At 75.1% G+C, this 14335-nt stretch carries 6 protein-coding genes; 4 read left to right on the forward strand and 2 right to left on the reverse strand.

All coding sequences use genetic code 11. From position 1 onward, the window contains the following. The first annotated feature begins 97 nt into the window (after positions 1 to 97). Positions 98 to 1408 carry a GAF domain-containing protein gene (locus B085_RS0132895; protein ID WP_018562862.1) on the forward strand — a complete coding sequence of 437 codons (1311 nt, stop codon included), beginning with the start codon at positions 98 to 100 and terminating at the stop codon, positions 1406 to 1408. A 100-nt stretch (positions 1409 to 1508) separates the two neighbouring features. After that, positions 1509 to 2561 carry a sulfite oxidase gene (locus tag B085_RS0132900; RefSeq protein WP_078620180.1) on the forward strand — a complete coding sequence of 351 codons (1053 nt, stop codon included), beginning with the start codon at positions 1509 to 1511 and terminating at the stop codon, positions 2559 to 2561. Positions 2562 to 2693: 132 nt separating this feature from the next. Here the strand turns inward: B085_RS0132900 and B085_RS0132905 are convergent, their stop codons facing one another. After that, on the reverse strand, positions 2694 to 3437 hold the full coding sequence (locus B085_RS0132905) for a GNAT family N-acetyltransferase (protein WP_018562864.1): 744 nt from the start codon (positions 3435 to 3437) through the stop codon (positions 2694 to 2696). Positions 3438 to 3632: 195 nt separating this feature from the next. Here B085_RS0132905 and B085_RS0132910 point away from each other — a divergent pair, with 195 nt between their 5' ends. Together B085_RS0132910 and B085_RS0132915 are read left to right on the forward strand one after the other, a co-directional pair. Next, positions 3633 to 5402, forward strand: a complete 1770-nt coding sequence (locus B085_RS0132910) for an MOSC and FAD-binding oxidoreductase domain-containing protein (RefSeq protein WP_018562865.1) — start codon at positions 3633 to 3635, stop codon at positions 5400 to 5402. An 89-nt stretch (positions 5403 to 5491) separates the two neighbouring features. Next, positions 5492 to 5797, forward strand: coding sequence for a hypothetical protein (locus B085_RS0132915; protein WP_018562866.1), 306 nt, complete (start codon positions 5492 to 5494; stop codon positions 5795 to 5797). A gap of 33 nt (positions 5798 to 5830) precedes the next feature. On the opposite strand, the gene B085_RS0132920 is transcribed toward B085_RS0132915, so the two are convergent. Continuing rightward, on the reverse strand, positions 5831 to 8365 hold the full coding sequence (locus B085_RS0132920) for a right-handed parallel beta-helix repeat-containing protein (RefSeq protein WP_018562867.1): 2535 nt from the start codon (positions 8363 to 8365) through the stop codon (positions 5831 to 5833). Positions 8366 to 14335 lie beyond the last annotated feature (5970 nt).

Here is a 14335-nt window from a genome sequence, read left to right on the forward strand (position 1 = left end):
AACAGGGTTGCGGCGGAGCGCCACCACGGAACTACACTCGGCGGCACCCCACCCGGTGCCGCCGGGCACCGGTCCGTGCCGACTCCCGGGGACGGCCATGACTGTCACGTACGCGGCGTCCTACGCGGCCTGGCCGCCGGGGACCGATCCGGACCTCCTGCGGCGGGACGTGGCGCGCGCCCACGAGGAGTTCCTGTCGACGGGGCGTCCGCCGCGGCCGGTGCGCGACGTGGTGCGTGACTCCTGGCAGCGCTCGCTCAGGGGCGGCGTGGACCCGGAGGCCGACGGGCCCCGCTCGCCCGGGCTCGGCGCCGCGGAACTGCGGGACTACCGGCGGCAGCATCCGATGGCGGCCGTGCTGCCCGTGGTGCGCAGCCTGCTCGTCGAACCGGCCCAGGACAGCGACCAGTTGGTGGCGGTCGGCGACGAGCACGCTCGGCTGCTGTGGGTCGAGGGCACGCCGGGGCTGGCGGCACGGGCCGAACGGATCGGCTTCGTCGAGGGCGCGCAGTGGGCGGAGGACGCGGCCGGCACCAACGCGCCCGGCACCGCGGTCGCGCTCGGGCGGCCCCTGCAGATCTACGCGGGCGAGCACTTCATCCGCCCGGTGCACTCGTGGAGCTGCTCCGCCGCCCCGGTCCGCGACCCGGACACCGGCGCCGTGATCGGCGTGCTCGACCTGACGGGCGGCGACGACATCGCCGCGCCGCACGCCCTGGCGCTGGTACGGGCCACCGTGGCGGCGGCGGAGGCCGAGCTGCGGCTGCTGCGGCTGCGCGGCGTACTGCCGGCGGCCCCGGCACCGAGGGCGCCCGGCGCTTCGGGGACATCGGGGGCGGGGGCCCGCCTGGAGGTGCTGGCGCGCGACCGGGCGCGGCTGACCTCTCCGTACGGGACGGTGGAACTGAGTCCGCGGCATTCGGAGATCGTCTTCCTGCTGGCCCGGCATCCGCGGGGGCTGGGCGCCGACGCGCTCGCGGCGCGGCTGCACGAGCACGAGTCGGCGCGGGTCACCATGCGCGCCGAGATGTCGCGGCTGCGCAGACTGCTCGGCCCGCAGGTGCTGGGCTCGCGCCCGTACCGGCTGCTGCTGCCGGCCGCCACGGACGCCGACGAGGTCCGCGCCCTCCTCGCGCGCGGCGCACACCGCCGGGCCCTCGCCCGCTACCCCGGGGCGCTGCTGCCCGGCTCGGACGCCCCGGCCATCGTCGACGCGCGCGAGGAACTCGACTGGTTGCTGCGCCGCGCCCTGCGCGACCGCGGCGACGCCCGGCTGCTGCTCGACTGGCTGGACCGGCCCGGCAACCACGACGACGTCGAACTGCTGCGGGCGGCGCTGCGCGCGCTGCCCCGCGAGTCGCCGCGGCGCCCGGTGCTGCGGGCACTGCTCGACCGTGCCCGGCGGTGACCTGGCGGGAACCGCCCGCCACACTGGTGGGGTGGATGATCCGAACATCGCGCATGTGAGCGCCGCGTCCCGGCTGGCCGAACCGGCCGAGGGCATCGGCATGGACGAGCTGGGCCTGGCGGCCCGCAACCACGCACTGCCCCTGGAGGCCCTGCGCTACGACGTCACACCACCCGGCCTGCACTATGTGCTGGTCCACTTCGACATCCCGCCGGCCGACGCCGCGACGTGGCGGCTCACCGTCGGCGGCAAGGTCCGCACGCCGCTGGAACTGTCCGTGGACGACCTGCGCCGCTACCCGGCCGTCACGCACCGGGTCACCATGGAGTGCGCCGGCAACGGCAGGGCCGGACTGACCCCGCGCCCGGTCAGCCAGCCCTGGCTGAACGAGGCGGTCGGCACGGCCGAGTGGACGGGTGTGCCGCTGCGCACGCTGCTGCGGGAGGCGGGCGTGGCGGCCGAGGCCGTCGAGGCGGTCTTCACCGGCGCCGACCACGGCGTGGAGCGCGGGGTCGAGCAGGACTACCAGCGCTCGCTCACGGTCGCCGACGCCACCGCCGAGGACCCCGAGGTCCTGGTGGCGTACGCCATGAACGGCGCGCCCCTCCCGCCCCAGCACGGCCACCCCGTCCGCCTGGTCGTCCCGGGCTGGTACGGCATGGCGCACGTGAAGTGGCTGCGCGACATCACGCTCACGGACACCCCGTTCACCGGCTTCCAGCAGGCCGTCGCCTACCGCTTCCGGCAGGAGCCCGACGAGCCCGGTGAGCCGGTGACCCGTATCGCGCCGCGGGCGCTCATGGTGCCGCCCGGCTTCCCCGACTTCATGACGCGCACCCGGGTCGTGCGGCCGGGACCGCAGCGGCTGGAGGGCAGGGCGTGGTCCGGCCGGGCGCCCGTCACCGGCGTGGAGACGAGCACGGACGGAGGCCGCACCTGGCACGCGGCCGAACTCGGCGACGAGGGCCACCCCTGGGCCTGGCGGCACTGGCACACCACCTGGGACGCCACGCCCGGCCACCACGTGCTGAGCGTCCGCGCCACCGACGCGGAGGGTCACACCCAGCCGCTGGAACAACCCTGGAACCGCGGCGGCTTCGCCAACAACCTCGTCCAGCGCGTGCCGGTGGTGTGCCTGGCGGCCGGCGCCTGAGGTCCGGCGCCTGAGGTCCGGGGCCGGGGGGCGCCGGGCCGCCGGCGTGGCCGGGCGCACGGGCCGGAGGCCTGCCGGCCCGCCCCGCGGCCCCCACCCCAAGGGTGAGGAACGGGAGCGGACCGACGCCGTTCAGGCCCGGGCCCCCGGCGCGCGGACCAGCAGGAACAGGGTCCGGCGGCGGAGACTGAAGCCGATCGACTCGTAGAGCCGCAGCGCGTTGGTGTTGCTCGCGGCGGCGTGCAGCAGCGGGGTGTCGCCGCGCTCCTTGATGCCCGCGGCGACGGCGCTCACCAGCCGGGTCGCCAGGCCGCGGCCGCGGTGGTCCGGGTCGGTGCACACGGCGCTGATCTCCGTCCAGCCGGGGGGCTGGACGCGCTCCCCGGCCATGGCGATCAGCCGGCCGTTCTCCCGGATGCCCAGGTACGTGCCGAGTTCGAGGGTCCGCGGCAGGAAGGGCCCGGGCCGTGTGCGGGCGACCAGGTCCATGACGTCGTCGACGTCGCCGGCGCCGAGCCGTACGGCCTCCGGGGCGTGCTCGGCGCGGAGCGCGGTGTCGACCATCTGCACGCCCTCGCCGCCCTCCACGACCTCCCAGTCGTCGGGGATCACCGGTGAGCCGGTGACCAGGGCGGTGCCGCCGGGGCCGAGCAGCTTGGCCAGATCGGCCCAGGCCGCCGGGTCGGCCGGGTCGGACAGGCCCGCGAAGAGGGACACGTCGGACCGGTAGCGGGCGGCACGGCCGCAGACCTCGGCGAAACGGGCGTGCGGGCCGGTGAGGGCTCCCCACACGGGGTTGTCCAGGGCGGGTACGCCGTCCCGGGCGGGCTCGCCCCCGGGCTCCGCGGGATGCGCGTGATCAACGGTGGTGGACATGGGTGGTGCGGGTCTCCGTCCATCGGGTCCGGCGCTGTCGCGTGGGTCAACACCGTCGTGCCCGCCCGCAATCCCGCTCGGGGCCGGATTTCTCGCGCCGGGCGGTCGGCCCGCCGGCACCGGCCGGGTTGCGCGGCACGGCGGGCGTAATAGCGTGGCCGGGAGGCGGGGGTCGCGCTACAAGGGAGATGGCGCATGGCCACACTGGTCGCCGTCAGCGTCGGCAAGCCCAAGAACGTGCCGTGGCAGGGCAGGACGACGTACACGGGTGTCTGGAAGGACCCTGTGTCGGGTCCGCGCATGGTCCGGCGGCTCAACATCGACGGCGACGGCCAGGGTGACCTCGGCGGTCACGGCGGCGAGCAGCGGGCCGTGCTGGTGTACCAGCTGGACTCGTACCGCCACTGGCAGCGGGAGCTGGGCCGGGACGACCTCACCTTCGGCCAGTTCGGCGAGAACTTCACGGTGGACGGGCTGCCCGACGACGAGGTGTGCATCGGCGACCGGTACCGCATCGGCGGCGCCGTCTTCGAGGTCACGCAGCCGCGGGTGACCTGCTACCGGGTCGGGATGCGCATGGCGGAGCCGCGGATGGCCGCACTGCTCGTGGCCCACCGGCGCCCCGGCTTCTACTTCCGGGTGCTCGAGGAGGGCGAGGTCACCGCGGGCGACGAGATCGTCAAGCTCGGGACGGGGCCGGAGGCCATGACCGTCGCAGAGATCGACGCGCTGCTGTACCTGCCCGGGCACCCCCGCGACCAGGTCGAGCGTGCCCTGCGCATCCCCGCGCTGAGCCCGGGGTGGCAGGCGTCCATGCGGGCGCTGCTCGGCAGCCCGGCGGAGGGCGGCGGCACCGCGGGCAACCCCGGGCTGACGGGGGCCGCGGCCCCTCCCCCGGCATGGCCGGGCTTCCGCCCGCTGCGGGTGGCCCGCGTGCGGGAGGAGAGCAGCAGCATCTTCTCGCTGACCCTGGCCGCGCAGGACGGCAGCCCGCTGCCGGCCGGGATGCCGGGCCAGTTCCTGACCGTACGGATGCGGCCGGACCCGGACGGGCCGCCGCTGATCCGCACCTACTCCCTGTCCGGGCGGCCCGGCGCGGACGAGTACCGCATCAGCGTCAAGCAGGAGCCGCACGGAGCGGGCAGCGGCTTCCTGCGGCGGCACGTACGCGAGGGCGACCTGCTGGACGTCGCCGCGCCGCGCGGCACCTTCGTCCTCGGGGAGGGCGACACACCGGTGGTGCTGCTGTCCGCGGGAGTGGGCGCCACGCCGGTGATGGCGATGCTGTACGCGCTCGCCGACGCCTGCGGCCGGCGCGAGGTGTGGTGGCTGCACGTGGCGCGCGACGGCGAGAGCCATCCGTTCGCCGCGGAGTCCCGGGCCCTGGTGGGGCGGCTGGCGGGCGCGCACGCCTACATCGCGTACAGCAGGCCCCGGGAGAGCGACCGCGCGGGCGCGGACTACACGGGGGCCGGCCGGCTCGACGCGGCCCGCATCGCCGCGCTGGAACTGCCGCCGGACGCGGACGCCTACGTCTGCGGGCCGCAGGCCTTCATGGACGACATGGCGGAGGCGCTGGCCGCGGGCGGACTGGCCGAGGACCGCATCCACATGGAGACCTTCGGCGCGCTGTCCTCGATCAACCCGGGCGTGGTCGGCGCGGCGGCCCGCGCCCCGCACCCGCCCGCCGCGCCGCCCGGGGAGCCGACCGGGCCGTCGGTGTCCTTCGCCCGCAGCGGCCTCAGCGTCCCCTGGCACCCTGGGTACGGCTCGCTCCTCGAACTCGCCGAGGCGTGCGACGTACCGACCCGCTGGTCGTGCCGCACCGGGGTCTGCCACACCTGCGAGACCCCGGTCCTGACCGGCGGCGTCGGGTACGCCCCCGAGCCCGTCGACGAACCGGCGGCGGGCAACGCCCTGCTCTGCTGCTCGCAGCCGCGCACCGACCTGGTGCTGGATCTGTAGGACGCCCCGAACCCGCGTTGACGTGCGCGTTCTCATGTCACACAGTGGTGCGGCCCCGATCGGGGCGCACGACTTCAGAGGCGGGACGCATGACGACCACGGACGAATACCTGGGCCTTTGCGCGGACCTTCACGCCGCGGGCGGATACGCGGCGATGCGCGGGACCGCCCAGGAGGGGCTGCGGCACGACCCCACGTCCGCCGACCTCCACTGCCGGCTGGCGCTCGGGCGCGTCCGGGAGGACGAGGACGCCCACGACGACGAGGCGGAGAGGACCTTCCGCGCGGGTCTGGCCCTCGCCCCGGACCACCTCGGACTGCTCGCCGGGTACGCCGAGTTCTGCCTCGCCGCCGACGCGTTCGAGCATCCGGGCCGAACCGCCCGCGCGCACTGAGCCCGCCGCGACCCTCGCCGGCGGGCCGGGCGGTCAGCCGTGCACCGCGGGGCGCGGGAGGTCGTGGACCTCCAGGGCCATGAGCTGGTCCGCGGTGGGGTCGTCGAGTTCGGCGACGCGCTGCGCCTGCCGTTCGGTCATCTCCTGGAACATCTGGCGCGCGGAGCGGCCGTTGCCGAAGCCCTCCCCGCGCGGGAGGACCTCGAACAGGCGGGTGAGTTCCTCGCGGGCGGTGGGGGTGAGTTCGTACTGGTGCTCCGCGGCCTGGTACTCCACGATCGAGACCAGTTCGTCCGCCGCGTAGTCCTCGAAGAACAGCGTGCGGCCGAAGCGCGAGGACAGGCCCGGGTTGGAGCTGATGAAGCGGTCCATGTCGCCGGGGTATCCGGCGGCGATGACGACGACGTCGTCGCGGTGGTCCTCCATCAGCTTGACCAGGGTGGCGACCGCCTCCGTGCCGAAGTCGTTGCCTGCCCCGACGGGGGCGAGGGTGTAGGCCTCGTCGATGAAGAGCACACCGCCGAGAGCGCGGTTGAACGCGGCGGTGGTCTTGGGGCCGGTGTGGCCGACGTACTCACCGACCAGGGCCGTACGGTCGACCTCCACCAGGTGACCCTCGCGCAGCAGTCCGAGGGCCTTCAGGAGCCTTCCGTAGAGGCGGGCCACGGTGGTCTTGCCGGTGCCGGGGTTGCCCGCGAAGATCAGGTGCCGGCTGAGCGGCGGGGCGGGCAGCCCGGCCTCCTCGCGGCGGCGGACGGTCTGCATCAGCTTCACCAGCGATCCGACGTCGTGCTTGACCCGGTCGAGGCCGACGAGGGCGTTCAGCTCGCCCAGCAGGTCCTCCAGGCTCTCCTCGGGCACGTCCCGGTCGTCGGCGGCGGCCGCGGAACGCGTGCCCGCGGCCGGCGGTGCGGGGGGAGCGCCCGGGGCCGCGGGCGCCACCGGGGCCGCCGCGGATCCCCCGAGGGTCAGCGGGACGCCGTCGGCGGTGCAGTCGTCCAGTTCCGGGGCCGCGCCCTCGTCGGTGCCGAGCGCGTCCGCGCAGTCGCGGATCCGGCAGTGCCGGAAGACGGGGTCCGCGCCGGTGCCCACGTGGAGCGCGGGGAAGCCGGAGCCGGACACCTCGACGGAGGTGAAGGTGCCGGTGGCGCCCTCGGCGAGGAAGACGCCGTTCTTGGCGGGCCGGTCGATGCGCAGGTCCACGACCGTGGAGCGGGCCCCGGTCCACACGACGACGCCGGAGCCGGCGCAGTCCTCCACCGAGCCGCCGTCGACGGTGGCCTCGGCGCCCTTGTCGACGACGACGCCCGCCGCGCCCGCCCCGGTGATCCGGATGCCGGTGAGGACCGCGGTGCCTCCGGTCGCGACCTGCACCCCGATGTCCCTGGTGCCGGTGACCGTGGTGTGCTCGACCCGGCTCTCCGAGGTGGAGCCGACACCGATGCCCGTCGCCACCTCGTCGATGCGGCAGCCGGTGACCGTCGCCACTGCCTGCTCGGCCACGGCGACGCCGGTCATCGCGACGTTCCTGATCCCGCAGTCCGCGAGTTCGAGACGGGCCTCGCCCGCCGCGTGGACGCCGTGCTCGGCCCCGTCGCGGACGAGGCAGTCGGTCAGCCGTCCGGTGGCGGAGCCGGAAAGGTGGACCGCGCTGAAGGCGCTGCGGTCGATCCGGCAGTCCGCGAGCCGGGCCTGCGCGGCGCCCGTGACCAGCAGCCCGTTGGCCCCGGCGTCGGCGACCGCGCAGCCGTTGGCGTCGAGCACCGCGTTGTCCTGGACCACGACCCCGCTGGCCGACGCCCCGCGGATCCGGCAGTCGGTGAGCTCGGCGCGCGCCGTGCCGGTGACGTGCACACCGGCCGCGCCGGGCGACTCGATCCGCAGTTCGCCGGCCGTGGCCTCGGCGGCCTCCTCCAGCAGCAGCCCGGCCCGTCCGGTGCCGTTCAGCGAGGAGTCGGAGAGCCGCAGCCGTGCGCTGCCGCGCAGCCGGATGCCCGAACCGGTCGTACGGTCCAGCCGCAGGCGTGCCGCCTCCAGCCGGGCCGTTCCCGAGAGCACGACGCCCGTGCCGTCCACGCCGGTGACGCTGGTGTCCTCGGCGCGGGCGCGGACCGCCCCGGCCAGGTGCAGGCCGGCCAGCCGGGCGCGCTCGAGGCGGCAGCGCCGCATGATCAGGGCGGTCGTCCCGCTCTCCTCGTCCTCCGGACCGCGGGCCTGGACGCGTCCCCCCTCGACGGCGCAGTCCTCCAGCACCAGCCCGGCACCGGGCGAGACGGCGATCGCGGGGGCCCCGTCGTCGGCGCCCCACACGGTGACGCCGTGCACGGCGCAGTCCGGCCCGTCGACGGTCAGCGCGGGCCGGTCCCCCGGCGGCGCGGCCAGCACGACGCTCCCCCGGCCGTGCTCGGCGGTGAGCACGACGGCACGGTCCAGCACCACGGCCTCGGTCCAGGTGCCCGGGGCGATCACCACCACGTCGCCGGGGGCGGCGGCGCGCACCGCGTCGGCGATCCGGTGGAAGGTCCCCCGGCCGCCTTGTCCTTTCGGGGCCACGGTGTGACGCGTCATGTTCCGGATCCTCTACTGCTTCTGCTGGGTGCCGGCCGGCGGTACCTGGTACCAGGACGGGTTGATGCTCGCACGGTACGCACCGGTCAGGTAAACCGACTGGATCGACTTCTCGAAGATCTTGAAGGGTAGCTGGATCCAGAAGTCCGCGAAGCCCTGACGGTGGAAGAGCCGGCTGCCTCCGCCCAGCACCACCACGTTCTTCACCAGCGCCGTGGAGGCCGACGTGGTGAGCGCCGCCGCGGCGTTGATGCCGCCGTCCAGGAAGGCGTCCGCGCCGCTGAGCTTGACCGTGGTCCCGTCGGCGTTGCTCACGCCCCACACGGCGGCGTTCATGGCGCCGTTGACCCACCCCGAGATCACGCTGGTGCCCGCGCTGAAGGTGAAGTCGTAGATCCCTCCGCGCCAGCGGGTCGGGGTCTCGTTCCCGGCCCACTCGTTGGTCCAGGTCTTGTCGTGGTTGAACGGCCTGCGCTGCGGGTGCTTGCCGCCGTCCACGTTGGCCAGGGTCGTCTTGAGGTTGCCCAGCTCGCGGAACCCGGCTGCCCGGTTCTCGTGCACCGCGACGCCGACACCGGTCTTGACGCCCGAGGACACGGCGGCGTTGGCGAACGCCTTCAGCACGTCCTGACCGGTGAACGGCTTGTCCTGGGCCGCGGCGACGATGCCGTTCACGGCCAGGTTGGCGCCGAACTCCAGGACGAACTCCTGGCCGAACTCCACGGCGGCCTTGTACGCCAGCGTCCGCCAGTACGGCTCGTACCGGGCCTCGCGGAGCGCGGCACCGGCGCCGTCGGGGACCACCGTGCCGGACCACGGCATGCGCTGGGCCTCGCGGATCCGGCGTCCCCAGCCGCGGATCTCGGTCAGCGCCCCGCGGTAGTCGTACTCGTTGCCGACCGGCCTCATCTGACCGAGCGGACCGCGCTCCCAGACCAGGCCGCTGTCGGTGCGCTGGGCGACGAGTCCGCCGTCGGCGTCGTAGCGGTTCCACTGGCCGCGCCAGGCGTCGGTCTCCAGGTAGCCGGTGACGGTGCCGTCGGCGCCCCTTTCGGCCTTGCGCTCACGGACGACGGACTCGTGGTCGAACTCCTTCCAGACCGAGTGCGGGGTCGCGGCCGCCGGATCGTACTCGCGCACCCGCAGCGGACCGCCGAGGCCCACCGGGACCTCGCGGAGCCTGACGGTGGCGCCTTCGGTGTCGGGCAGCGGCCGCAGCTCGTCACGGAAGTGGCGCGCGCCGCGCGACCACTGGTCCTGCCAGGACGTGCCGTTCCACCAGCTGCGCACCTGCAGCCCGGGACCGGGGTCGATCCGGTTCCCGGTCCGTTCGTACGCCGCCGTCAGCCAGCGGGTGTCGTGGTCCGGGTCGCGCCAGGCCTCCACGTAGCGGCCCTTGTCGAGCATGCGGCGCTCGCGGACCAGCCTGCGGTCCGCGTCGAGGTCCCGGAAGGAGTCGTCCCAGGACAGCCTCGGGTCGTTGGAGCCGCGGAAGAACTCCCTGGTGCCGGAGGGCCCGAGGGGGGCGCCCTCGGCGTTCACCTCCCGCCACGTCCACTTCGCGGAGTCCGTCTTCCCCACACCCTGGATGAAGCTGTTCGCCGCGCCGTCGGGGTTGGGCTGCCGCATCCCGGTCAGGTTGCCGTGCGCGTCGCGGGTGACCCAAGTGCCGTGGCCGGCGGGGGTGTCCACGGCCCGTGGGGTGGTGTACTCGCGCACCACCCCGCCGGGGAGGCCCTCGCGGGCGACGTGGCGGGCTCCCGTGGCGTCGCGGAACTCGTCCGTCCACAGCAGGCCGGTGGCCGCCGGATCCTGCGGCACGCGGTAGCCCCGCGCCTGCCCGGCCTCCCACGGCTGGTGCGCCGCGGCCGCGGGTTCGTACGCGGGACGGCCGGCGTGGTCGCCGACCTTGATCGTCGTGCCGTCGTACAGCTTGGTCGTCAGGCGCGCGAAGTCGCCGTTCGCGGTCAGGTCGAGGATTCCGCCGTCCAGGCCGACGTACCGCACACCCGAGGTCCCCTCGCCGGTCGCGGTACCGATCGGCCGCTTCTCCCAGGTGAACAGCTGGTGGGCGTTGTCGCCGAGCACATGGGCGTACGCGCCCTCCGCGCGGCCCGCACCCGGCAGCAAGCCGTTGCGGACCCAGACGGGCGGGCGCTGCTCGCGCCACCGCTCGGTGACCAGCAGGTGGCCGTCGACGACCTCGGCCTTGCCGACCTCCTTGCCGTGCGGGGACTGGCGCTGCCAGGTCCCGTCGGTCCTCCACCCACCGGGCGCACCGGCGTCCTGCACGAGCGTGTGCTCCTCGTACTGGCCCGCGTGCTCCGGCAGGCGGCCCATGCCCCACTTGCGCTGGACGAGGGTCCGCCCGTCGTCGGCGAGGTCGGTCCAGCCGGAGTCGAACCGGTCCGGAATCCGGGGGCCCTCGGCGAGTTCCTCGCCGGCGCCGTCGTAGCGGTGCCAGCGCAGCTCGCCGTTCCCGTTCCGCAGCGCCAGCGTGTGACCCGTGCCGTTGGCGTGCTTCTGCAGGCCGGCCTGGTACTCGTGGACGACGTCGCGCCCGTGGAAGTCGCGCCAGCCGGTGCCCGCGGTGTCGTACTCACGGATCCCCGCACCGGACAGGGTCGCGTCGTCGCCCCAGCGCGCCCAGCTCGTACGGGGGTTGGTACGGCCGAACGCGATGCTGTCGGTGCGGCGGAAGGAGTCGAGGAGCCCTCCGCCGGGCAGCGCGCGGCGTTCGAAGACGGGAACCGGAGCCCCGGTCGCACTGAGCAGCACCACCCTGCCGTTCGCGACGCCCGTCAGATCGGCCTTGCCGTGGTGGAAGACGCCCTGGCGGACGCCGCCGGGGCCCCCGGTACGGGCCCACGTGCCGCTCCGGTGGTCCAGGACGTACTGGTACGGGGTCGTCCTGCCCTTGTCGAGGACGTTGAAGCCCTGCCGGACGACCACGCCGTTCGGGTCCAGCTCGAGGAACTCCCCGCGGCGCGGGCCGCCGGGCAGCGTGCACTCGATCCGCACACCGCCCGTCGGCTGCCCGGTGGCGTTCCAGTGCCGCAGGCGGTTGCCCGTGGGGTCCTCCAGCCAGTGCGCGCCGTTCGGGGCGTCCGCGCTCGGCGCCCGCGTGACGAGGACGCCTCCGCCCGCCCCGTCCGGCAGCGGGGTGCCGTGGGCGGTCAGGACGCCGGCCGCGTCGTGGCGGGCGAAGGAACCGTGGGCCGCGGTGACCTGGTGGCCGCCGCCGGGCAGCGGGGTGACCTCCTGGACCAGTTCCCCGGTCCTTCCGTGGAACACCTGGTGGCCGCCCCCGGGCCGGGCGATCTGGATGTGGCCGTTCCCGTGGACGGTGACGGCCCGCTGGGGGTCGGGCGCGAACGTGTCGTCCAGCCACCGCCGTCCTCCGCCCGCGGCCTGGTCCAGGTGGCCGACCGGTTCGCCGCCGCGGCCGGTGAGGCGCAGGCCGTCGCCGGTGAAGGCGCCGTCGGCCGCGAACGTCCGGTAGCCGGTGGCGTGGGTGACACGGAAACCGCCGTCGCCGGGCAGGGCCTGGACCCGCTCGGGCAGGGCGGCGCCCGTGGCGTCGGTGAGCCGGTGGCCGCCCGCGGCGTCCGGGACGACGAAGCGGGCGCCGCGCCCGGTCGCCGGATCGGCGAGTGCCGTCCCGGTCTCGACCGGACGGGCCTGGGGGTCGTGGAGCACGGTCCGCCCCGTGGTGCCGTCGATCGTACGGAGCCGGCCGCCGCCGACGTCCGTCACACGCTCGGTCAGCGGATTGCCCAGGCCGTCCGTGAGACGCAGCCCGCCGGAGCCGTCCGCGACCGCGACCCTGGCCCCGCGGGTCCCGTCCGCCGGGTCCGCGAGGGCGGTCCCGGCGTCCTGCCAGCGGCCGTCCGGGGTGTAGCGGGACGTCGCGCCGGTCCCGTCGTCGATGATCCGGAAACCGGCGCCCCCGGGAAGGGCGGTGACGTCGCCGCGCTGCGGGACGCCGAGGGCGTTCGTCAGCGTGTGGGTGCCCGCACCGTCGCGGGCCAGGAACAGGTCACCGCGTCCGCCGTCCGCGCGGGTGAGCGACACTCCGCTCTCCTGGAGCCGGCCGGCCCCGTCATGGCGTACGGACGCACCGCTGACGTCGTCGGTGATCCGGAAACCGGCGCCGTCGCCCAGGGGGGTCACCGTGCCGGGCACGTCGCGCCCCTGGACGTCGGTGACGCGGGTGGTGCCCTCCTCACGCACCAGCACGAGGTCTCCCTCGGCCGGCGCCCCGTCCGCTCCCCGCAGCCGCAGGCCCTCGTCGATCGGGCGGCCGCTCGTGCGGAAGCGCGTGGTTCCGCCGGTACGGATGTCGGTGACGCGGACCGCCCCGTCCTCCAGCGGTTCCGCGAGGTGGTGCTCGGCGTCCGGACCGGTGAGGCGGACCGCCACGGGGCGGCCGCGGCCGTTGAGATCGGTGTGCAGCCGCAGGCCGTTCGGGACCTCCGCCGCGTTCCGCAGCGGCACCTCCTGGGCGGTCCTGACGCCCGACTCGTTGTAGCGGACCACCGTGTCCGACGCGGTGTGCCGCACGTCGAACCCGCCGTCACGGAAGGCGACCGTCCGGCCCTCGTCGAGCTCGAGCCCACGGCCGAGGACGCGGTGGCTGACGCTGCCGTCGCCGGCCTCGACGCGCTCGATGACCAGTCCGTTGTTCCCCTCGATGCCGGAGTCGCTCAACTCGACCCGGGTGACGCTCCCTTCGGGGTTCCCGAGCAGTTCACTCAGCCTGCCGGCGCCGGGGGTCGCGCCGCGGTCGACGGCGGCCCGCTCGTTGAAGCCCCGGATCCGGTTCTCGACCTGGTGCGGGTCGATCCCCTGGTCCCGCAGGCCGTCGATCGCGGCCGTGACCCGGTCGCGGGCCGCCAGCGTGTCGGAGCGCAGTTGCTCCTCGATCGTGCTGAGCCCCTGGGATGTGCTCGCCTCGCCGTGCGGCAGCGCGTCCTCCGCACTGCCGAGGTCCTGCCGGGCCCGGGTCAGATCGCCCCAGCCCTCCCGGCGCGGATCCCCCTCGCGGCCGAGGAGTTCCTCCACCCGGCGGTAGTCCTCGGCCCAGGGGACGTCTTCGGTGCCGCGCCCCGCGGCCGCCGGGGCGGGGGCCGGCCTTGCCGGTACGTCGTTCCCCGCGAGCAGGCGCAGGGCGCCGGCCTGGCGTTCGGCCTCGGTGAGCGCGTCCTGGAGCCGCAGGCGGGTCGCCTGCGTGAGGTCGTCGCCGGCCAGGACGGCACGGACGCGGGTCGTCAGGTCGTCGAGGGCGGCCACGCCGCCGCCGTGTCCCGTGCCGAACGCGCCGTGCTCCTGCAGCAGCCGGTAGGCGCCGCTCTCGGCACGGGCCTGGACCAGCACGCGCTCGACGCCGGCGGCGCCCGGTGCGCCACGGTGAGCGGTCAGGAAGTCGTCGGCGGTCGCGGTCAGTTCGTCGAGCGCCGTGATCCGCCCGGCGAGGTCCGTCCCGTGCACGTCGTGGAGCTCGGCCATCCGGCGTTCGACGGCGTCGATCGCCGAACCGGAGGCGGACGTCTGCGTCTTGAAGACGGCCGGGTCGAGCAGGTCGCGTTCCGCCGTGCCGCCACCCGGTGCGATCACGTCGTCCGAGGCGGCGGTGAGCTGCGGCACGTGGACGTGGTCGTGGCTCGCGACCTGGGAGTGGATGAGGTCCAGGTACCGGCCGCGCAGTCCGCCCTGGGACAGGCCCTCCGGGGCGGCGTTGTGATAGTTGCCCATCAGGCTGCCGTCGACCTCGGGGCGATGCCCGGCCGTGGTGTCCCGGTACTCGTCCCGCAGACCCAGCTGATGGCCCAACTCNTGCGCCAGATCCTGCTCCGAGGCATCGACCCGCCACTGATGCTGGTTCATCGCCCCCTGCGCACGACCCACCCTCACATTCAGATGAGCGTTGGAGGCATCCCCCGCGACCCGCTCCAGCGTGACGTGCAGAAC

Origin of the sequence: Streptomyces sp. BoleA5 (genome assembly GCF_000373665.1) — a bacterium.
Lineage (GTDB): Bacteria > Actinomycetota > Actinomycetes > Streptomycetales > Streptomycetaceae > Actinacidiphila.